General features: G+C 37.7%; 20 protein-coding genes and 1 other annotated feature. All 20 genes read left to right on the top strand.

Translation table 11 applies throughout. The annotated features are described in order from the left end of the window. Nucleotides 1-216 precede the first annotated feature (216 nt). The 20 genes from cysE (at nt 217) to tuf (ending at nt 21,491) form a co-directional block, all read left to right on the top strand. Nucleotides 217-870: a serine O-acetyltransferase gene (gene cysE / locus QA539_RS10120; RefSeq protein ID WP_219493313.1), complete on the top strand. Its 654-nt coding sequence runs from the start codon at nt 217-219 to the stop codon at nt 868-870. Further along, nucleotides 854-2,248, top strand: coding sequence for a cysteine--tRNA ligase (cysS, locus tag QA539_RS10115; protein WP_419895176.1), 1,395 nt, complete (start codon nt 854-856; stop codon nt 2,246-2,248). The genes cysE and cysS overlap by 17 nt, the downstream gene beginning before the upstream one ends. Further along, on the top strand, nt 2,241-2,651 hold the full coding sequence (locus QA539_RS10110; protein WP_219493311.1) for a Mini-ribonuclease 3: 411 nt from the start codon (nt 2,241-2,243) through the stop codon (nt 2,649-2,651). The genes cysS and QA539_RS10110 overlap by 8 nt, the downstream gene beginning before the upstream one ends. Then, nucleotides 2,638-3,381 (top strand): 23S rRNA (guanosine(2251)-2'-O)-methyltransferase RlmB, encoded by a 744-nt coding sequence (rlmB, locus tag QA539_RS10105; RefSeq protein WP_283722236.1) that lies wholly within the window; start codon nt 2,638-2,640, stop codon nt 3,379-3,381. Before QA539_RS10110 ends, rlmB begins: the two co-directional genes overlap by 14 nt. Beyond that, nucleotides 3,381-3,899, top strand: coding sequence for an NYN domain-containing protein (locus QA539_RS10100; protein WP_283722235.1), 519 nt, complete (start codon nt 3,381-3,383; stop codon nt 3,897-3,899). The genes rlmB and QA539_RS10100 overlap by 1 nt, the downstream gene beginning before the upstream one ends. A gap of 75 nt (nt 3,900-3,974) precedes the next feature. Then, nucleotides 3,975-4,601: a hypothetical protein gene (locus QA539_RS10095; RefSeq protein ID WP_219493307.1), complete on the top strand. Its 627-nt coding sequence runs from the start codon at nt 3,975-3,977 to the stop codon at nt 4,599-4,601. A gap of 142 nt (nt 4,602-4,743) precedes the next feature. Then, nucleotides 4,744-4,923, top strand: a complete 180-nt coding sequence (gene secE, locus QA539_RS10090) for a preprotein translocase subunit SecE (protein ID WP_086039301.1) — start codon at nt 4,744-4,746, stop codon at nt 4,921-4,923. Nucleotides 4,924-4,936: 13 nt separating this feature from the next. After that, the gene (gene nusG, locus QA539_RS10085; protein ID WP_086043520.1) at nt 4,937-5,482 is read left to right on the top strand and encodes a transcription termination/antitermination protein NusG; all 546 of its coding nucleotides are present in this window, start codon (nt 4,937-4,939) and stop codon (nt 5,480-5,482) included. 148 nt (nt 5,483-5,630) lie between these two features. Further along, the gene (gene rplK, locus QA539_RS10080; RefSeq protein WP_041636217.1) at nt 5,631-6,053 is read left to right on the top strand and encodes a 50S ribosomal protein L11; all 423 of its coding nucleotides are present in this window, start codon (nt 5,631-5,633) and stop codon (nt 6,051-6,053) included. 106 nt (nt 6,054-6,159) lie between these two features. Next, nucleotides 6,160-6,855 carry a 50S ribosomal protein L1 gene (gene rplA / locus QA539_RS10075; protein WP_015912369.1) on the top strand — a complete coding sequence of 232 codons (696 nt, stop codon included), beginning with the start codon at nt 6,160-6,162 and terminating at the stop codon, nt 6,853-6,855. Between the two features lie 46 nt (nt 6,856-6,901). Further along, nucleotides 6,902-7,027: a sequence feature (ribosomal protein L10 leader region), on the top strand. Between the two features lie 37 nt (nt 7,028-7,064). Continuing rightward, nucleotides 7,065-7,583, top strand: a complete 519-nt coding sequence (gene rplJ / locus QA539_RS10070) for a 50S ribosomal protein L10 (RefSeq protein WP_419895175.1) — start codon at nt 7,065-7,067, stop codon at nt 7,581-7,583. Nucleotides 7,584-7,638: 55 nt separating this feature from the next. After that, entirely contained in the window at nt 7,639-8,004 is a 366-nt protein-coding gene (rplL, locus tag QA539_RS10065; RefSeq protein ID WP_015912367.1) for a 50S ribosomal protein L7/L12, read from the top strand. A gap of 112 nt (nt 8,005-8,116) precedes the next feature. Further along, entirely contained in the window at nt 8,117-8,713 is a 597-nt protein-coding gene (locus QA539_RS10060) for a class I SAM-dependent methyltransferase (protein WP_423245828.1), read from the top strand. 192 nt (nt 8,714-8,905) lie between these two features. Further along, nucleotides 8,906-12,448: a DNA-directed RNA polymerase subunit beta gene (rpoB, locus tag QA539_RS10055; protein WP_219493303.1), complete on the top strand. Its 3,543-nt coding sequence runs from the start codon at nt 8,906-8,908 to the stop codon at nt 12,446-12,448. A 103-nt stretch (nt 12,449-12,551) separates the two neighbouring features. Beyond that, the gene (gene rpoC, locus QA539_RS10050; RefSeq protein WP_419895174.1) at nt 12,552-16,163 is read left to right on the top strand and encodes a DNA-directed RNA polymerase subunit beta'; all 3,612 of its coding nucleotides are present in this window, start codon (nt 12,552-12,554) and stop codon (nt 16,161-16,163) included. Between the two features lie 463 nt (nt 16,164-16,626). Continuing rightward, a complete protein-coding gene (locus tag QA539_RS10045; RefSeq protein ID WP_219493300.1) occupies nt 16,627-16,884 on the top strand; it encodes a ribosomal L7Ae/L30e/S12e/Gadd45 family protein in 258 nt (85 codons plus the stop codon). Nucleotides 16,885-16,970: 86 nt separating this feature from the next. Then, complete coding sequence (gene rpsL / locus QA539_RS10040) at nt 16,971-17,390, top strand: 30S ribosomal protein S12 (RefSeq protein ID WP_015912363.1); 420 nt, start codon at nt 16,971-16,973, stop codon at nt 17,388-17,390. A 109-nt stretch (nt 17,391-17,499) separates the two neighbouring features. After that, nucleotides 17,500-17,970 carry a 30S ribosomal protein S7 gene (gene rpsG, locus QA539_RS10035; RefSeq protein WP_015912362.1) on the top strand — a complete coding sequence of 157 codons (471 nt, stop codon included), beginning with the start codon at nt 17,500-17,502 and terminating at the stop codon, nt 17,968-17,970. Between the two features lie 107 nt (nt 17,971-18,077). After that, nucleotides 18,078-20,159: an elongation factor G gene (gene fusA / locus QA539_RS10030; RefSeq protein ID WP_419895173.1), complete on the top strand. Its 2,082-nt coding sequence runs from the start codon at nt 18,078-18,080 to the stop codon at nt 20,157-20,159. Nucleotides 20,160-20,303: 144 nt separating this feature from the next. After that, nucleotides 20,304-21,491 carry an elongation factor Tu gene (tuf, locus tag QA539_RS10025; RefSeq protein ID WP_144781510.1) on the top strand — a complete coding sequence of 396 codons (1,188 nt, stop codon included), beginning with the start codon at nt 20,304-20,306 and terminating at the stop codon, nt 21,489-21,491. Nucleotides 21,492-21,513: the final 22 nt, after the last annotated feature.

Genomic DNA, 21,513 nt, shown 5'->3' with positions numbered 1-21,513 from the left:
ATCCTTTATAATCAAGGTATGAGACTAAGTAAGTCTTCAATTTATCTTTTAGAGAGTATTCGGCTGGTGGAAGAATACGATAAATAGATGACTGAATGCACCTCATGTATGAAATTGAATATAATACGAGTGAATAGATGCTATCTATTAATAAGAGTGGAACCGTGCTGAAGCACCTCTGTAATAAGAGGTGCTTCTTTTTATTTAGAGGGGAGGATGCCGTTGTTTAAACGTATTAAAGATGATATTGCAATGGTCTTTGAACAGGATCCGGCAGCGAGAAGTAGTATTGAGGTATTTTTGACATATTCGGGATTACACGCAGTGTGGTGGCATTTAATTGCCCATTGGTTCTTCAAGCGTAGAATGTACTTCATTGCACGAAGTATCAGTCAGATTTCAAGATTCTTCTCTGGAATTGAGATCCATCCAGGTGCAAAGATAGGAAGGCGTTTATTTATTGACCATGGTATGGGTATTGTCATTGGTGAAACGTGTACGATTGGAGATAACGTTACAATCTATCAAGGAGTAACGCTTGGTGGTACGGGTAAAGAACGCGGAAAACGTCATCCTGATATAGGAGATAACGTATTAATTGCAGCTGGGGCTAAGGTGCTGGGAAATATACAGATTGGGAATAATGTAAATATTGGAGCGAATTCTGTTGTTCTGAAATGTGTTCCCGATTATTCTACTGTCGTAGGAATACCGGGACGTATTGTAAGACAAAATGGGGTCAAGGTAAAGGTCGGTAAGTCGTTTGAACATACGAATTTGCCCGACCCGGTATATGAAAAATTAAAAGAACTAGAACGTCATATAGAGGCGTCAAGAAATGGAGAGATTCAGGATGATTACGTTATATAATACATTGACTCGAAGTAAAGAGAAGTTTGTACCCATTGAAGAAGGAAGAGTAAAAATGTATGTGTGTGGACCGACTGTCTACAATTATATTCATATCGGAAATGCCCGTCCGGCTATCAGTTTTGATGTGGTACGTCGTTATTTTGAATATCGAGGATATGAGGTTGATTATGTCTCTAACTTCACCGATGTAGACGATAAGCTGATTAAAGCGGCAAATGAACTTGGAGAGACGGTGCCAGAGATAGCAGACCGTTTTATTGAAGCATACTTTGAGGACACACATGCTTTAAACTGTAAGACTGCAACACACCACCCTCGTGTAATGGATCATATGGAGGACATTATTGAATTTATCGATGAATTAATTAAGAAAGGCTACGCTTATGAAAGTGGTGGCGATGTTTATTTTAGAACACGTAAGTTCGATGGTTATGGTAAGCTTAGCCACCAGTCAATCGATGAACTTAAAATAGGTGCACGTATCCAGACTGGAGAACTTAAAGATGATGCGCTTGACTTTGCATTATGGAAAACAGCAAAGCCGGGAGAAATCAGCTGGCAGTCGCCTTGGGGAGAAGGACGACCGGGGTGGCATATTGAGTGTTCTGTAATGGCAAAGAAGCATTTAGGAGATTCTATCGATATCCATGCTGGAGGAAGTGATTTAACATTCCCGCATCATGAAAATGAAATTGCACAATCAGAAGCGCACAACGACACGACTTTTGCTAATTATTGGCTACACAATGGATTTATTAATATAGACAATGAGAAGATGAGTAAATCTTTAGGAAACTTCATTCTTGTACATGACATTATTAAAGAAATTGATCCGAATGTATTACGTTTCTTTATGATCAGTGTCCACTACAGAAATCCTATCAACTATAATATGGAGCTTGTTGCTAGCGCTAAAGCAGGGCTTGAGCGTATTCAAAATGCGTACCAGGCGATGAAAGAACGTCAGGCAATATCGGTGGATGTTGTAGATCATGCTGAAACAATCCTTGTGATTGATAACATATTGAAACAATTTGAAACTGCCATGGATGATGATTTCAATACTGCTAATGCGATTACTGCATGGTATGAACTTGCGAAACAGGCAAATATATATAATCAGAATTCATCTACAGATTTAAAAGTCATTAATCGATTTATCGAAGTGTTTGAAATTTTTAGTGAAGTCCTAGGTGTGAAACTGAATACAAGTGATACATTGCTAGATGAAGAGGTTGAACGATTAATTGAAGAGCGTCAAGCGGCGAGAAAGAATAAAGACTTTAAACGTGCAGATGAGATTCGTGATGCATTAAAAGAGCAAAATATTATTCTTGAAGATACAGCGCAAGGTGTGAGGTACAAACGTGGTTAATCAGGCAAGTTTATATAATCCGTTGACGCTTGCATATTTAGGCGATGCAGTTCTAGATTTATATATACGCAATTACATTGTGCGCGAAAAAAATCGTAAACCCAATGAACTGCATCGATATGCGACATTCTTCGTTTCTGCTAAGAGTCAGTCTCAGACATTTGATTCACTTGTTGAAGACAACTTTTTTACAACGGAAGAAATGGACATATTAATGCGTGGACGTAACGCTAAGAGCCATACAAAAGCAAAAAATACAGACGTCGTAACTTACAAAAAAAGTACGGGATTAGAAGCGGTTATCGGGTACTTGCATTTGAATGAAGATAATGAAAGGCTCGATGCACTGCTCAATGAAATCATATCACTGTGTGAAAAGAGGGGTAAAGATGAAAGCAACTGATGAAATAATCGTAGGCAGGCATGCTGTAAAAAGCGCTGTAACTTCAGACCATGAAATCAATAAAGTATTAATTCAAGAAGGTATTAATAAGTCTCAAATCAGCAGTCTTTTGAATCTGTGTAAAGAAAAAAAGATTGTCGTTCAAACAGTTCCTAAATCAAAACTGGATTATTTATCAGATGTTCCGCATCAAGGGGTACTGGCAATGATATCTCCTTATGAGTATACGGAACTGGAAGATTTTCTGAGCAATAAAGCGTCTGATAAGTTAAATACAATTATGATATTAGATGGACTGGAGGACCCACACAACTTAGGTTCAATTATTAGAACTGCCGATGCTATTGGTATAGATGGTATCATGATACCAAAGCGCCGTTCTGTAAGTCTGAATCAAACGGTTGTCAAAGCTTCTACAGGTGCAGTGGAGCATGTGCCAGTAATGCGAGTGAATAATATTAATCAGGCGATAGATAAGTTAAAGGATGCGGGTTACTGGATAGCGGGAACGGACGCCAAGCAATCAGTAGACTATCGTAAAATGAATGCTGATATGGATTTGGCAATCGTTATTGGCTCAGAAGGCGAAGGAATGAGCCGACTAGTGAAAGAGAAATGCGACTTCTTGGTTCATTTGCCGATGGTTGGTCATGTTAACAGTTTAAATGCTTCTGTTGCGGCAAGCTTGCTGATGTACGAAGTGTATCGTAAAAGGAACCCAGTAGACTGATGAAAGAATTTTATACAATTATAGACGGCTATAACGTAATAGGGCAAAGTCGTCATCTATCTGCTATTGCTATGGATTCACTAGAAGAAGCACGTGTGAATTTATTACTGGAACTTGCGAATTATAATGCCAGGATTCAAGATGATGTCATTGTGGTCTTCGATGCGTATGATGTAAAATCTCATGAACAAGAAGAATTATTCCATGGTATCCGTGTGATTTATTCTAAAGAGAATGAAACCGCGGATGCAGTGATTGAGCGTTTAACTTTTGAGTTGTACAAAAAACATATTACGACCATTAAAGTCGTAACAAGTGATATGTCAGAACAGCATGCAATCTTTGGCAGTGGTGCACTACGCATACCATCACGTGAATTTATTACAAATCTTGAAGAAGAAAAAATGATCGTGGAAAAAGATATGAAGCAGATGCATGAAGTGAAACCAAGAACTAGAATCGTGCTAGATAAAGAAACTTTGCAAAAGTTAGAACGTATACGAAGAGGAAAACAATAATTTTTTGAGTAAAAACTATTGTTTGTAATAATCTTTAAAACAATTTACGCTATAGTTAAAAACTAGAGGGCCGTCATGCTTATAACATACTTAACACTATGTGAAAAATCTTCTCCTTACGTTGTAATGACTTTAGAGGAAATTGTGTATGAAATACAAAATGGAAATCTGGATTGCTTTGATACTTTAGTTGTGCGTATGCAAAATGGAATGGAAGTTTATATTAGAAAGTATTACTACATTGAACGTGCTATAGTCTATCAGCAATGTTTAATAACATTGTATGAAACTGCACTGAACTATAAAAAAGAGCGCAATGATTCTTTCGAACGCTATTACTATCATATGCTGAAATTCGCGCTATTAAATATGATGAAACAAAATAAAGGTTCACGTGATGTAGAAGAAATCAGTATTGATATGGTGGATCGTTATGATCGCCCGGTTGCTGAACATATTGTCGATGTCAATGCATTAAGGCCAGAAGTTATGAGCGAGTATTATGCATTGACGGACGCACTTACGCCAGCAAACTTAAAACTCAGTCTGCTTGAAAGTAAAGTTTTAGACTATGTACAAGATGGGTTATCCGTCAAAGCGATGGCACTATTAGAAGATGAGTCCATAAAGACGATTCAAAATGCAATTGTAAGACTAAGACGTAAAATCAGAAAACATTTACTGGATGATGGAGACGTTTGACAAAGTTTAAGATAATTTGTATATTTAACTAGGATTATAACAAAACGATGCATAGTATAATAAGTGAATATAAATAAAAATATATCGGATGTTCACGTTCGGTATATTTTTTATCATTCAATAAAATTGGAGGCAAGACCAAATGGAAAATAAAGAAAACTTTTTTCAAGGTGTAGTTTCTGAGATGAAAAAGACGACTTGGCCTACGGGACAAGAAGTTGTAAGAGACACATCAATTGTTGTAGCGACAGTTATCTTCTTTATCATTTTCTTTTTCCTTATCGATATGGGGATTACGGAATTAATTCGATTAATTAAATAAGGAGGCATATTAAATGTCTGAGGAAAGTAAAAAACACTGGTATGCGGTTCATACATACTCAGGATATGAAAATAAAGTAAAAGACAATTTAGAAAAACGTCTTGAATCAATGAACATGCAGGATCAAATTTTTCGTGTAGTAATTCCTGAAGAGGAAGAAACAACGATTAAAGACGGGAAAAAGAAAACGAGTCTCAAAAAGACGTTCCCTGGATATGTCCTTGTAGAACTTGTGATGACAGATGAATCGTGGTATGTCGTACGTAATACTCCAGGAGTTACTGGGTTTGTAGGTTCGGCTGGCGCTGGATCTAAACCAAATCCATTATTACCTGAAGAAGCAAGATTTATCTTGAAATCTATGGGTATGAATGAAAAGACAATCGATGTTGAGATTGAACTTGGTGAACAAGTGCGTGTTACAAGTGGACCGTTCACGAATCAGGTTGGTGAAGTAAAAGAAATCGATGCAGAGAAATATAAATTAACAGTGCTCGTTGATATGTTTGGACGAGAAACACCTGTTGAAGTTGAATTTGACCAGATTGAAAAATTATAATATTCATTTTATAAATAATTGTAAATTTTCACTTGCCAAAATGGGTTTAAAGTGGTAATATTTTATAGTCGTGCAAATGCACGTATATGAGTGGGAGGGTAAATATCATACCCTGTGACCACATCACGATATCAAGGAGGTGCACATCGTGGCTAAAAAAGTAATCAAAGTTGTTAAATTACAAATCCCTGCGGGGAAAGCAAATCCAGCACCACCAGTTGGACCAGCATTAGGTCAAGCGGGTGTAAACATTATGGGATTCTGTAAGGAATTTAACGCACGTACACAAGAACAAGCAGGTTTAATTATTCCGGTTGAAATTTCTGTATTTGAAGACCGTTCATTTACATTTATCACTAAAACACCACCTGCAGCAGTATTACTTAAGAAAGCAGCTAAAATTGAGAAAGGTTCTGGTGAACCTAACAAAAATAAAGTTGCTACAGTAACTGAAGATCAAGTACGTGAAATCGCTGAAGCTAAAATGGAAGATTTAAATGCAGCAAGCGTAGAAGCGGCAATGAGAATTGTTGCTGGTACTGCTCGTAGTATGGGTGTAGAAATTAAATAATAGAATCAAGATTTAAGCAGACGTTAACTCGTCTGCTCTTGCATTGTATATAGCAATGCCCGTGGGAGGAAATTCCGCTAAAACCACTATAAGGAGGAAATGAACAATGGCTAAAAAAGGTAAAAAATATCAAGAAGCCGCTCAAAAAGTTGATAGCACAAAATTCTACTCTGTAGAAGAAGCAATCAAACTTGCGAAAGAAACGAGCACTGTTAACTTTGATGCATCTGTTGAAGTTGCATTCCGTCTAGGAATTGACGTGCGTAAAAACGATCAGCAAATCCGTGGGGCTGTAGTACTTCCAAATGGTACTGGTAAAACTCAACGTGTATTAGTATTTGCTAAAGGTGAAAAATTAAAAGAAGCTGAAGCAGCAGGTGCTGACTTCGTTGGTGATTCAGAATACATCAATAAAATTAACCAAGGATGGTTCGATTTTGATGTTATCGTTGCAACTCCAGATATGATGGGAGAAGTTGGTAAACTTGGTCGTGTACTTGGACCTAAAGGTTTAATGCCAAACCCTAAAACTGGAACAGTTACTATGGATGTAACGAAAGCGGTTCAAGAAATCAAAGCTGGTAAAGTAGAATACCGTGCTGAGAAATCTGGTATCGTTCATGCTGCAATCGGTAAAGTATCATTTGATGCTGATAAATTAGTTGAAAACTTTAACACACTTAAAGATGTTTTAGCTAAAGCTAAACCAGCTTCATCTAAAGGTACTTACTTCAAAACAGTTGCTGTAACAACAACTATGGGCCCTGGTATTAAAATCGACCCATCAGAAGTAAGAAACTAATTTTTAAAAACAATTGACAAGATTCAAGTTTCACGATATAGTGTAATTTGTATTTTATAAATAACCTAAGACAGTAGGGGCGTTAAGCTTAATAATCCTACCGAGGTGAAATTTGACTTGAACATTTCAAGCACTTTTTGCCATGGGTGAAAAGTGCTTTTTTAATACTCTTATTAGAAAAGCACGAAAATCTTAATGGAGGTGTCACAATGAGTACAAAAGCGATCGAAATCAAACAACAAAAAGCTGACGTGATTACTGAACAGTTAAAAAATTCAGTATCAACAATCATCGTTGACTACCGTGGTTTAACAGTTGCGCAAGTAACAGAACTACGTAAACAACTTCGTGAAGCTGGCGTGGAATTCAAAGTATATAAAAACACTTTAGTTCGTCGTTCTGCTGTTGCTGCTGGAATTGAAGGAATTGATGAATTCTTAACAGGTCCAAACGCTATCGCATTCTCAACTGAGGAAGTTGTTGCTCCAGCTAAAATTATCGCTGATTTCGCTAAAGAAAACGAAGCGTTAGAAATTAAAGCTGGTATCATCGAAGGAACTGTAACGTCTGCTGAAGATGTTAAAGCTATTGCATCTTTACCATCAAAAGAAGGACTTATTTCTATGGTTCTTTCAGTATTACAAGCACCAATCCGCAACTTCGCATATGCAGTTAAAGCGGTTGGAGAGCAACAAGGCGGAGAAGAAACTGCTGCTGAAGAAGCGTAAGCTCTTAAAACAAGTTTCATAAAAACTAATTAAAATTTAAATGGAGGAATAAAACATGTCTAACGAAAAAATTATCGAAATGATTAAAGAAATGTCAGTTTTAGAATTAAACGATTTAGTTAAAGCAATCGAAGAAGAATTTGGTGTAACTGCTGCTGCTCCTGTAGCTGTAGCTGGTGCTGCTGGTGGCGAAGGTGCTGCTGCTGAGAAAACTGAATTTGACGTAGAATTAGTATCTGCTGGTTCTTCAAAAATCAAAGTTGTTAAAGCTGTTAAAGAAGCAACTGGTTTAGGATTAAAAGACGCTAAAGACTTAGTTGACAACGCTCCTAAAGTTGTTAAAGAAGCTGTTTCTAAAGACGAAGCTGAAGAATTAAAAGCTAAATTAGAAGAAGCTGGAGCAACTGTAGAAGTTAAATAATTTCTCTTTTGTTTAAAACCCGTTATGTATATAACGGGTTTTTCTTGCTTTATATTAGTATAATTTCAACTGAGCGCGCATTGCGCTGAGTTGAAATAAGTGAGGTGTCAGAGTGAGTCATTATTATAGTGAAGAACAAACGGTAGCAAGTCATGAAAGTACAATCGATTTTAATATGGGGAGTCATAGCTTAAAACTTACGACCGATGCCGGTGTGTTTTCTAAAGGCGGCGTCGATTTCGGATCAAAATTACTTGTACAAACATTTTTGGATGATGCACAACCTAAACGTATTTTAGATGTAGGGTGTGGATACGGTACGATGGGATTGATGGTAGCAAATCATTTCCCAGAATCAACAGTACATATGGTGGATGTGAATACGCGTGCGTTAGCTTTATCAGAAAGAAACGCCGTGACAAACAAAATTAATAACGCCATGATTTATAAAAGCGATGGTTTAAATGAAGTAACTGAACAGTTTGATGCAGTTATTACAAACCCGCCTATTCGTGCGGGTAAAGATGTTGTACATCGCATTCTTTCAGATAGTTATAACATATTAGAACATCGAGGTGCACTATATGTTGTAATACAAAAGAAACAAGGGATGCCATCAGCGAGGAAAAAGATGGATGAGGTTTTTGGTAATGTCACAGTGCTTAAGAAAGATAAAGGCTACTATATATTAAAGAGTGTAAAAGGTTGACCTTATACAATCTGTCTGTTATAGTAATAGAATGTAAAATTTTAAATGAATAAGTGTGCACTTTTCTATCTTTTATAGATGTCGGATGAGCAAAAGAAAATGAAAATGGAATGATCTGATTTCCGTTTTCTTTTTGTCTTAACAACGCTATATGAATAAGTGTGCACCACAATTTTTTGAGGGGTGAATCTGTTGACAGGTCAACTTATCCAATACGGAAGACATCGTAAACGTAGAAGTTATGCGAGAATTTCCGAAATTCTAGAACTACCTAACTTAATCGAGATTCAAACGAAATCTTATGATTGGTTCCTAAAAGAAGGTTTAATCGAAATGTTTAAAGACATTTCTCCGATTGAAGACTTCACAGGTAACTTATCATTAGAGTTTGTAGATTACAAATTAGGTGAACCAAAGTACGATTTAGATGAATCGAAAAACCGTGATGCAACTTATGCTGCACCACTTCGTGTTAAGGTTCGTTTAATCATCAAAGAAACAGGTGAAGTGAAAGAACAAGAAGTATTTATGGGTGATTTCCCATTAATGACTGATACAGGTACGTTCGTTATTAACGGTGCCGAACGTGTTATCGTGTCTCAGCTTGTTCGTTCACCGTCAGTTTATTTCAATGACAAAGTAGACAAAAACGGTAAAGTCAGCTTCGGTGCGACTGTAATCCCTAACCGTGGTGCATGGCTTGAATATGAAACTGATGCGAAGGATGTTGTATTTGTACGTATTGATCGTACACGTAAACTTCCAATTACAGTGTTGCTCCGTGCGTTAGGATTTAGTACGGATCAAGAAATTATTGACCTATTAGGTGATAATGAATATTTGCGTAACGCATTAGATAAAGATAACACTGAATCAACAGAAGCTGCATTGCTTGAAATTTATGAACGCTTACGTCCAGGTGAACCACCGACAGTTGAGAATGCTAAGAGTTTATTATACTCTCGCTTCTTTGATCCAAAACGCTATGACTTAGCAAGCGTTGGGCGTTATAAAATGAACAAAAAATTACATTTAAAACATCGTCTATTTAACCAAGTGTTAGCTGAGCCGATTGTGAATACTGAGACAGGTGAAATCGTAGCTGAAGAAGGTACACTATTAGACCGTCGTAATTTAGATCAAATTATGGATGTGCTAGAAAGCAATGCAAACCAAAAAGTTTATGATTTAGATAATGGCTTATTAGATGAACCGATCGAAATTCAGTCCGTTAAAGTTTACGTTCCTGGAGATGAAGAGAAACGTACAACGACAATTATTGGTAATGCTTTCCCAGATGATGAGGTGAAATGTATTACCCCAGCAGATATCTTATCTTCTGTAAGTTACTTCTTTAACTTACTAGCAGGTGTTGGATTTACGGATGATATTGACCACTTAGGTAACCGTCGTTTACGTTCGGTAGGTGAATTGCTACAAAATCAATTCCGTATTGGGTTAAGTCGTATGGAGCGTGTTGTGCGCGAACGTATGAGTTTGCAAGATACTGAATCTGTAACACCACAACAATTAATCAATATCCGCCCTGTAATTGCATCTATCAAAGAATTCTTTGGTAGCTCTCAATTATCTCAGTTCATGGACCAGGCAAATCCATTAGCCGAGCTTACACATAAACGTCGTTTATCTGCATTAGGACCTGGTGGTTTAACAAGAGAACGTGCTGGTATGGAAGTACGTGACGTTCACTATTCTCACTATGGCCGTATGTGTCCGATTGAAACACCTGAGGGGCCAAACATCGGGTTAATCAACTCACTTTCAAGTTATGCGCGAGTAAATGAATTTGGTTTCATTGAAACACCATATAGAAAAGTTGATATCGAGACCAATACAGTAACAAGCCAAATTGACTACTTAACAGCAGATGAAGAAGATGCTTACGTAGTTGCTCAGGCGAATGCGCGTTTAGATGACAATGGTAAGTTCTTAGACGATGAAGTTGTATGTCGTTTCCGTGGAGATAACACAGTCATGGCACGTGAACGTATGGATTACATGGATGTATCGCCGAAACAGGTTGTTTCTGCAGCGACTGCATGTATCCCATTCTTAGAAAACGATGACTCGAACCGTGCATTAATGGGTGCGAACATGCAACGTCAAGCAGTACCTTTAATGAATCCAGAAGCGCCATTTGTTGGTACGGGTATGGAACACGTAGCTGCGCGTGACTCTGGAGCTGCAGTAGTTTCGAAATATAAAGGTCGTGTGGAACACGTAGAAGCACGTCAAATTAAAGTTCGCCGTATTGTTGAAGAAGGCGGAAAAGAAATCGAAACAGATTTAGATGTATACAAATTAGCGAAATTCGCACGTTCAAACTCTGGTACTTGTTACAACCAACGTCCAATCGTTGAAGCTGGTGACATCGTAACGAAAGGTGAAATCTTAGCAGATGGTCCTTCTATGGAACTTGGTGAGATGGCACTTGGACGTAACGTAGTTGTTGGATTTATGACTTGGGATGGTTATAACTATGAGGATGCTGTAATCATGAGCGAACGTCTTGTGAAAGACGACGTATATACTTCTATCCATATTGAAGAATATGAATCAGAAGCGCGTGATACGAAGCTTGGACCTGAAGAAATCACACGTGACATTCCGAACGTTTCAGATAATGCACTGAAAAACTTAGATGATCGTGGTATCATTTTCGTTGGAGCTGAAGTACGTGATGGTGACATCTTAGTTGGTAAAGTAACGCCTAAAGGGGTTACTGAATTAACGGCTGAAGAACGTTTATTACATGCAATCTTCGGTGAAAAAGCGCGTGAAGTACGTGATACTTCATTACGTGTACCACACGGTGCTGATGGTATCGTATTAGACGTTAAAGTCTTCAATCGTGAAGATGGCGACGAGTTACCACCAGGTGTTAACCAATTAGTACGTGTTTACATCGTTCAAAAACGTAAAATTCACGTTGGGGATAAAATGTGTGGACGTCACGGAAATAAAGGGGTTATCTCACGTATCTTACCAGAAGAAGATATGCCATTTATGCCTGACGGAACACCAATCGACATCATGTTAAACCCACTTGGGGTACCTTCTCGTATGAATATCGGACAAGTATTAGAGTTACACTTAGGTATGGCTGCTAAAAACTTAGGTCTGCATGTTGCGTCTCCAGTATTTGATGGAGCGAACGATGAAGATGTTTGGTCAACAATCGAAGAAGCTGGTATGGCACGTGACGGTAAAACAGTACTTTATGATGGACGTACTGGTGAACCATTCGATAACCGTGTATCAGTTGGTGTAATGTACATGCTTAAATTAGCCCACATGGTTGATGATAAGTTACATGCACGTTCAACTGGACCTTACTCACTTGTTACACAACAACCACTTGGTGGTAAAGCGCAATTTGGTGGACAACGTTTTGGTGAGATGGAAGTATGGGCACTTGAAGCTTACGGTGCGGCGTATACTTTACAAGAAATCTTAACGTACAAATCAGATGATACTGTAGGGCGTGTTAAAACTTATGAAGCAATTGTTAAAGGTGAAAACATTCCACGTCCAGGTGTTCCAGAATCATTCCGTGTACTTATGAAAGAGTTACAAAGTTTAGGTTTAGACGTTAAAGTAATGGATAACAAAGATGAAGAAATTGAAATGCGTGATTTAGAAGATGACGATTTCGTTGATTCTAAGATTAATATTGCTAAAGCGCCGATGCCAGAAGCTGAGATCACTGAATAATCACTGTCTCGGAAGAATTAACCGATGATTCGGCCGAGGCTGAATCATCTCTAAATTTCATTATGATATAGAAAAATTTTTAATATACTAAGGAGGTAGGGCTTTGATTGATGTAAATAACTTTCATTACATGAAGATAGGTCTCGCTTCACCTGAAAAAATCCGTTCTTGGAGTTTCGGTGAAGTTAAAAAGCCAGAAACAATTAACTACCGTACATTAAAACCTGAAAGAGATGGTTTATTCTGTGAGAAGATTTTTGGTCCGACAAAAGACTGGGAATGTAGCTGTGGAAAATATAAACGTGTACGTTACAAAGGTATGGTCTGTGACCGTTGTGGCGTTGAAGTAACAAAATCAAAAGTACGTCGCGAACGTATGGGTCACATTGAACTTGCAGCACCAGTATCACATATCTGGTACTTTAAAGGCATTCCATCACGTATGGGATTATTACTAGACATGTCACCACGTTCTTTAGAAGAAGTCATCTACTTTGCTTCTTATGCGGTAATTAATCCAGGGCCAACGGGTCTAGAGAAGAAAACGTTATTATCTGAAAGAGAATATCGTGAATACTATGATAAATTCCCAGGTCAATTTACTGCAAAAATGGGTGCTGAAGCGATTAAAGATTTACTTCTTGATATCGATTTAGATCAAGAGTTGCGTTCATTACGTGAAGAACTAGAATCTGCAACTGGTCAACGTTTAACACGTGCAATTAAACGTCTTGAAGTAGTAGAATCATTCCGTAACTCAGGAAATGATCCTTCATGGATGATTTTAGATGTACTGCCGATTATCCCACCTGAAATTCGTCCGATGGTTCAATTAGATGGTGGACGTTTTGCGACAAGTGACTTGAACGATTTATATCGTCGTGTCATTAACCGTAACAACCGTTTAAAACGTTTATTAGATTTAGGTGCTCCTGGCATCATCGTTCAAAACGAAAAACGTATGTTACAAGAAGCAGTTGATGCGTTAATCGATAATGGTCGTCGTGGCCGTCCGGTTACTGGACCAGGTAACCGCCCATTAAAATCTTTGTCACATATGCTTAAGGGGAAACAAGGTCGTTTCCGTCAAAACTTACTTGGTAAACGTGTAGACTACTCTGGTCGTTCGGTTATCGTAGTAGGACCTAACTTAAAGATGTATCAATGTGGTCTTCCTAAAGAAATGGCACTTGAATTATTTAAGCCATTTGTTATGAAAGAGCTTGTTGAACGTGAAATTGCTACAAACATTAAGAATGCTAAAGGTAAAATTGAGCGCATGGAAGCAGAAGTATGGGATGTGTTAGAAGATGTTATTCGTGAACATCCAGTACTGTTAAACCGTGCACCAACACTTCACCGTTTAGGTATCCAGGCGTTTGAACCAACATTAGTTGAAGGACGTGCAATTCGTCTTCACCCGCTTGTAACAACTGCTTACAATGCCGATTTCGATGGTGACCAAATGGCCGTTCACGTACCTTTATCAAAAGAAGCACAAGCTGAAGCACGTATGTTAATGTTAGCAGCACAAAACATCTTAAACCCGAAAGATGGTAAGCCAGTAGTTACACCATCTCAGGATATGGTACTTGGAAACTATTACTTAACATTAGAGCGTGTAGGTTCTATTGGTGAAGGTAAAATCTTTAAAGACGCAAATGAAGTTATCATGGCTTATGTGAATGGTTATGTTCATTTACATTCAAGAATCGCCGTTTATGCAGGGTCATTTAATAATCCTACATTTACAGACGAACAAAACAAACAGTTATTGTTAACATCTGTTGGTAAAGTAATATTCAATGAAATTATGCCGGAATCTTTCCCATATATTAATGAACCAACTTTATCTAACTTAGAAACAAGAACACCAGACAGATACTTTATCAATGCAACTGATATTACTGAAGAAGGACTTCTCAAATTATTGGATGAAACACCACTTGTTAGACCTTTTAATAAGAAATTCTTAGGTCAGATCATTGCAGAAGTATTTAATAAGTTCCATATAACAGATACTTCAATGATGTTAGATAGAATGAAAGACTTAGGATTTAAGTATTCATCACGTGCAGGTATTACTGTAGGTGTATCTGATATCGTAGTATTACCAGATAAGCAGGAAATTATTGATGCTGCAGAAGAGAAAGTAGATAGAGTTACAAAACAATTCACGCGTGGTTTAATTACTGAGAGTGAACGTTATGCAGCTGTTATCGAAATCTGGACAAAAGCAAAAGATGATATTCAAGCGAAGTTAATGAACTCTTTAGATGACTTAAACCCAATCTTCATGATGAGTGATTCTGGTGCCCGTGGTAACGCATCTAACTTTACGCAGCTAGCAGGTATGCGTGGACTGATGGCCAACCCATCTGGACGAATCATTGAGTTACCAATCAAATCATCATTCCGTGAAGGTTTAACGGTATTAGAATACTTTATCTCGACACATGGTGCCCGTAAAGGTCTTGCCGATACAGCACTTAAAACAGCCGATTCTGGTTACTTAACACGTCGTCTTGTTGACGTGGCACAAGATGTGATTGTTCGTGAACCGGATTGTGGTACAGACCGTGGATTACTTGTATCAGCGATTCGTGAAGGTTCAGAACTTATTGAACCATTTATTGAACGTCTTGAAGGTCGTTATTCAAGAGAGACAGTTAGACACCCAGAAACAAAAGAAATATTAGTCCAATCTAACGAATTAATCACACCTGAAATTGCGAAATCAATTGTTGATGCTGGCATTGAAGAAATGCATATCCGTTCAGCATTTACTTGTAATACACGTCACGGTGTATGTGAAAAATGTTACGGTAAAAACCTTGCAACAGGTGAAAAAGTTGAAGTTGGTGAAGCAGTTGGAACAATTGCTGCACAATCTATCGGTGAACCTGGTACACAGCTTACAATGCGTACGTTCCATACAGGTGGGGTAGCCGGTGCCGATATCACTCAAGGTTTACCGCGTATTCAAGAGTTATTCGAAGCGCGTAATCCGAAAGGTCAAGCTGTAATTTCTGAAATTAACGGTGAAATCATCGATATTAATATCGTAAAAGATCGTATGCAAGAAATTAAAGTTAAAGGTGAAAATGAAGTACGTACGTACTTAGCGCCTGGTAACGCAAGACTTAAAGTTGAAATCGGTCAGAAAATCGCGCGTGGAGAAGTAATGACTGAAGGTTCAATTGAGCCTAAAGAGTTACTTGCAATCGCAGGTTTAAATGCAACACAAAGTTACTTACTAAAAGAAGTACAAAAAGTTTACCGTATGCAAGGGGTAGAAATTTCTGATAAACACGTAGAAGTAATGGTACGTCAAATGTTACGTAAAGTACGTATCATCGAAGCAGGAGACACTTCATTACTTCCTGGTGCATTAGTAGATATCCATACATTTACAGATGCAAACAGAAAAGTGTTTAAAGAAAGAAAACACCCAGCAACAGCGAAGCCAGTATTACTTGGTATTACGAAAGCTTCTCTTGAGACAGAAAGTTTCTTATCAGCAGCTTCATTCCAGGAAACAACACGTGTGTTAACGGATGCTGCAATTAAAGGTAAGCGAGATGACTTACTTGGACTTAAAGAGAACGTTATTATCGGTAAATTGATTCCAGCTGGTACAGGTATGAGACGTTACAGAGACGTTGAATATGATAAGGTTGTAGCAGAAACTGAAGAAACAACTGTTAATAATTAAGTGAAAGAAGACGAGACATTCGTGTCTCGTCTTTTTTATATTTTTGAGAAGTAAAAAATCACTCAAATTTTAAATAATATGCTATAATGCTAAAAAATAAGTGATGTAGAGTGCTAATTAAAACTCAAGATTCTTATAAAAGACGACATTATTATGTAGAATTGTCGCTTTTTTTGTCATTTGATGAAAATAAGGATAGAATTTTAGAAAGTTGTGCAAATAGAATATATGATACCGATATTTACTCATAAAAGAGAAGTATTAATTCTAGATACTATGAAAAACGTGAAAGAACATCCTTATGGCACCATCGATTATAGAAGAATTGTTAATGATCCTATAACACTTAAATAACATTTAAACGATTTGTTTAAATGTTATTTTTTATATAGTTGACGTATGGCTTAAAAGATGATAATATTGTTTAGGTTGATGAGTAGCTCTATAGCTTTGGAGGATAATGATGTCTAATGAAAAAGTTATGCACTCTAGTCAATATGTTGTGGGACTTAAGGAGACATTAAAGTCACTTAGGAAAGGAACTGTCGATTATATTGTGATTGCACAGAATACCGAGATCCACTTATTAACTAATGTGCTATTACTAGCATACCAGCAAGAAATACCTATTGAATTCAGTGATTCGAAAGAAACGCTGGGTAAACAATATGGAATTCAAGTTCGGGCAACAGTCGTTGCACACTTGAAACCCGCTTTGTAAGGCGGTATTCTTACAAATTTTTATTTACCTTAAAAATGAACCACCTGGATGTGTGGAATTAAAGAAGAGAGAGGAGGACATTTAGAATGCCAACTATTAACCAATTAGTTAAAAAGCCAAGAACTTCTAAAGTTAAAAAATCAACTGCGCCTGCATTAAACAAAGGTTATAACAGTCATAAGAAAAAAGCTACAGATTTAGCATCTCCACAAAAACGTGGTGTTTGTACTCGTGTAGGAACTATGACACCTAAAAAACCTAACTCAGCGTTACGTAAATATGCACGTGTGCGTTTATCAAATAATATCGAAGTTAATGCTTATATTCCTGGTATCGGACATAACTTACAAGAACATAGTGTAGTACTTATTCGTGGAGGTCGTGTAAAAGATTTACCGGGGGTACGTTACCATATCGTACGTGGAGCATTAGATACTTCAGGTGTTGACGGCCGTATGCAAGGACGTTCTTTATACGGTGCTAAAAAACCTAAAGAGAAAAAATAAGCATTAAAAACGATAAATTCTATTAACAGTATTTCATTTGTGTAAATGATGCCTTCTTAATAGACATAAAACAATCAAAAAAATATACTTAAGAAAGGAGGATATTAATATGCCTCGTAAAGGTCCTGTTGCAAAAAGAGATGTATTACCAGATCCAATTCATAATTCTAAATTAGTTACTAAATTAATCAATAAAATTATGATTGACGGAAAACGTGGTACTGCTCAAAAAATCTTATACAATGCATTCGATTTAGTTCAAGAACGTTCTGGTCGTGATGCAATGGAAGTTTTCGAAGAAGCAATCAACAATATTATGCCTGTATTAGAAGTTAAAGCTCGTCGTGTTGGGGGTTCTAACTACCAAGTACCTGTAGAAGTTCGCGCTGAGCGTCGTACGACTTTAGGTTTACGTTGGTTAGTAAACTACTCACGTCTTCGTGGTGAGAAAACTATGGAAGAGCGTTTAGCTAATGAAATCTTAGATGCTGCTAACAACACTGGTGGTGCTGTTAAGAAGCGTGAAGATACTCATAAAATGGCAGAAGCAAACAAAGCATTTGCTCACTATCGTTGGTAAGATGAATTATAGCCTTTCCAGTCGCACATGGCAGCTTGCTGTCTATATGTGACTGTTAGGCTATACTTCTATAAAATAAACCAATCCTGGAAGGAGAAAGAATACCCATGGCAAGAGAATTCTCTTTGAAGAACACGCGTAATATCGGTATCATGGCTCACATCGATGCTGGTAAAACGACGACTACTGAACGTATTCTTTATTATACTGGTCGTATCCATAAAATTGGTGAAACACATGAAGGTGCTTCACAAATGGACTGGATGGAACAAGAACAAGAACGTGGTATCACAATCACTTCAGCTGCTACAACAGCTCAGTGGAATGGCCATCGTATCAACATCATCGATACACCTGGACACGTAGACTTCACTGTTGAAGTTGAACGTTCATTACGTGTACTTGATGGTGCGGTTACAGTACTTGATGCACAATCAGGTGTTGAACCACAAACTGAAACTGTATGGCGTCAAGCAACGACTTATGGAGTACCTCGTATCGTATTCATCAATAAGATGGATAAAACTGGTGCGGATTTTAATTACTCTGTAGGCACGTTACATGACAGATTACAAGCAAATGCACATCCTATTCAAATGCCAATTGGTGCTGAAGATCAATTCAATGCAATCGTTGATTTAGTTGAAATGAAGCTTCACACTTTTACAAATGATTTAGGTACTGACATTGAAGTATCAGATGTTCCTGAAGAATATTTAGCAGATGCAGAAGCTATGCGTGAACAACTAATTGAAGCAGTAGCGGATGTTAATGAAGATTTAATGGATAAGTACTTAGGTGGCGAAGAGATTTCTGTTGAAGAATTGAAATCTGCTATTCGTCAAGCAACTTGTGACGTTGAATTCTATCCAGTATTAGCTGGTACTGCATTCAAAAATAAAGGTGTTCAGTTAATGCTTGATGCTGCAATTGAATACTTACCATCACCATTAGATGTTAAGCCAATTGTTGGACATGCTGCTGATGATGAAAATGAAGAAATCATAGCTAAACCTGATGATTCAGCACCTTTCGCTGCATTAGCGTTTAAAGTTATGACAGACCCATTCGTTGGTAAATTAACATTCTTCCGTGTATATTCTGGTACATTAAACTCAGGTTCTTATGTACAAAATGCTACTAAAGGTAAACGTGAACGTGTTGGACGTATTTTACAAATGCATGCCAACTCACGTGAAGAGATTTCAACAGTTTACTCTGGTGATATCGCTGCTGCAGTAGGTTTAAAAGATACTACAACGGGTGACACTTTATGTGACGAGAAGAACCAAGTAATCTTAGAATCTATGGAATTCCCGGAACCAGTTATTCACTTATCTGTTGAGCCTAAATCTAAAGCTGACCAAGATAAAATGACGAACGCTCTTGTAAAATTACAAGAAGAAGATCCGACTTTCCACGCGCATACTGATCCGGAAACTGGACAAGTTATTATCGGTGGTATGGGTGAGTTACACTTAGATATCTTAGTTGACCGTATGAAACGTGAATTTAAAGTTGAAGCAACAGTTGGTGCGCCAATGGTATCTTACCGTGAGACGTTCAAAACAACTGCAGCTGTTCAAGGTAAATTCTCACGTCAATCTGGTGGTCGTGGACAATATGGTGACGTTCATATCGAATTCTCACCAAACGAAGTTGGCGGCGGATTCGTATTCGAAAACGCTATCGTCGGAGGGGTAATTCCACGTGAATATATTCCTTCAGTTGAAGCAGGTCTTAGAGATTCTATGGAAAACGGTGTATTAGCTGGTTATCCATTAATCGACGTTAAAGCGAAATTATTCGATGGTTCTTACCATGATGTCGATTCATCTGAGATGGCCTTCAAAGTAGCTGCTTCATTAGCACTTAAAGAAGCTGCTAAAAAATGTGATCCTGTAATTTTAGAACCTATGATGAAGGTAGAAATTGTTATGCCTGAGGAATACATGGGAGATATTATGGGTGACGTAACAAGCCGTCGTGGACGTGTTGAAGGTATGGAAGCTCGTGGTAACGCTCAAGTTGTTCGTGCATTCGTACCATTAGCAGAAATGTTCGGTTATGCGACTAACTTACGTTCTAATACGCAAGGTCGCGGTACTTACTCAATGGTATTTGATCACTATGAAGAAGTGCCTAAATCAATTGCTGAAGACATCATTAAGAAAAACAAAGGTGAATAATCTGTATTTATTACGCATTCGTGCTTAATATATTGCAATTTATCACTAAATGTTTTATAAATGAATTATGAATTCCCTCATGAGGGTGAGAATCCCTCATGAGTAATAAATACTATTAACTTAAAACTAAGGAGAGATTTCAAAATGGCTAAAGAAAAATTTGATCGCTCGAAAACACATGCCAATATTGGTACAATCGGTCACGTTGACCACGGTAAAACTACTTTAACAGCTGCTATCGCAACTGTTTTATCAAAAAAATTAGGTGGAGAAGCTCGTTCTTACGACCAAATCGATAACGCACCTGAAGAAAAAGAACGTGGTATCACAATCAATACTTCACACATCGAGTATGAAACTGACAAACGTCACTATGCTCACGTTGACTGCCCAGGTCACGCGGACTACGTTAAAAACATGATCACTGGTGCTGCTCAAATGGACGGCGGTATCTTAGTAGTATCTGCTGCTGATGGTCCAATGCCACAAACTCGTGAACATATCCTTTTATCACGTAACGTTGGTGTACCAGCATTAGTAGTATTCTTAAACAAAGTTGACATGGTTGACGATGAAGAATTATTAGAATTAGTTGAAATGGAAGTTCGTGACTTATTATCTGAATATGACTTCCCTGGTGACGATGTACCTGTAATCGCTGGATCTGCTTTAAAAGCATTAGAAGGCGTTGAAGAGTACGAAGACAAAATCATGGAATTAATGGACGCAGTTGATGAGTACATCCCAACTCCAGAACGTGATTCTGACAAACCATTCATGATGCCAGTTGAGGACGTATTCTCAATCACTGGTCGTGGTACAGTTGCAACTGGACGTGTTGAGCGTGGACAAGTTAAAGTTGGTGAAGAAGTTGAAATCATTGGTTTAACTGAAGAGCCATCAAAAACTACAGTTACAGGTGTAGAAATGTTCCGTAAATTATTAGATTACGCTGAAGCTGGAGATAACATCGGTGCTTTATTACGTGGTGTTTCTCGTGAAGACGTACAACGTGGACAAGTATTAGCTAAACCAGGTTCAATTACTCCACATACTAAATTCAAAGCTGAAGTTTACGTATTATCTAAAGAAGAGGGTGGACGTCATACTCCATTCTTCACTAACTACCGCCCTCAGTTCTACTTCCGTACAACTGACGTAACTGGTGTAGTTAACTTACCAGAAGGTACTGAAATGGTAATGCCTGGAGATAACATCGAAATGAACGTTGAATTAATTTCTCCAATCGCGATTGAAGACGGAACTCGTTTCTCAATTCGTGAAGGTGGACGTACTGTAGGATCAGGCGTTGTATCTGTAATCGAAAAATAATAATCACTTTTTGTGATATAGA

It is taken from the genome of Macrococcus psychrotolerans, assembly GCF_038095555.1.
Taxonomy (GTDB): domain Bacteria; phylum Bacillota; class Bacilli; order Staphylococcales; family Staphylococcaceae; genus Macrococcoides; species Macrococcoides psychrotolerans.
This window is presented reverse-complemented; position numbering and strand designations above follow the sequence as displayed.

What these genes read in the sequence shown, in the direction of transcription:
- QA539_RS10045 (WP_219493300.1), top strand. Translation starts at nt 16,627, where the DNA reads ATGTCTAATGAAAAAGTTATGCACTCTAGTCAATATGTTGTGGGACTT.
- secE (WP_086039301.1), top strand. Translation starts at nt 4,744, where the DNA reads ATGGAAAATAAAGAAAACTTTTTTCAAGGTGTAGTTTCTGAGATGAAA.
- rplL (WP_015912367.1), top strand. Translation starts at nt 7,639, where the DNA reads ATGTCTAACGAAAAAATTATCGAAATGATTAAAGAAATGTCAGTTTTA.
- cysE (WP_219493313.1), top strand. Translation starts at nt 217, where the DNA reads ATGCCGTTGTTTAAACGTATTAAAGATGATATTGCAATGGTCTTTGAA.
- rplA (WP_015912369.1), top strand. Translation starts at nt 6,160, where the DNA reads ATGGCTAAAAAAGGTAAAAAATATCAAGAAGCCGCTCAAAAAGTTGAT.
- rpsL (WP_015912363.1), top strand. Translation starts at nt 16,971, where the DNA reads ATGCCAACTATTAACCAATTAGTTAAAAAGCCAAGAACTTCTAAAGTT.
- rlmB (WP_283722236.1), top strand. Translation starts at nt 2,638, where the DNA reads ATGAAAGCAACTGATGAAATAATCGTAGGCAGGCATGCTGTAAAAAGC.
- fusA (WP_419895173.1), top strand. Translation starts at nt 18,078, where the DNA reads ATGGCAAGAGAATTCTCTTTGAAGAACACGCGTAATATCGGTATCATG.
- cysS (WP_419895176.1), top strand. Translation starts at nt 854, where the DNA reads ATGATTACGTTATATAATACATTGACTCGAAGTAAAGAGAAGTTTGTA.
- QA539_RS10100 (WP_283722235.1), top strand. Translation starts at nt 3,381, where the DNA reads ATGAAAGAATTTTATACAATTATAGACGGCTATAACGTAATAGGGCAA.
- rpsG (WP_015912362.1), top strand. Translation starts at nt 17,500, where the DNA reads ATGCCTCGTAAAGGTCCTGTTGCAAAAAGAGATGTATTACCAGATCCA.
- QA539_RS10095 (WP_219493307.1), top strand. Translation starts at nt 3,975, where the DNA reads ATGCTTATAACATACTTAACACTATGTGAAAAATCTTCTCCTTACGTT.
- tuf (WP_144781510.1), top strand. Translation starts at nt 20,304, where the DNA reads ATGGCTAAAGAAAAATTTGATCGCTCGAAAACACATGCCAATATTGGT.
- rplJ (WP_419895175.1), top strand. Translation starts at nt 7,065, where the DNA reads ATGAGTACAAAAGCGATCGAAATCAAACAACAAAAAGCTGACGTGATT.
- nusG (WP_086043520.1), top strand. Translation starts at nt 4,937, where the DNA reads ATGTCTGAGGAAAGTAAAAAACACTGGTATGCGGTTCATACATACTCA.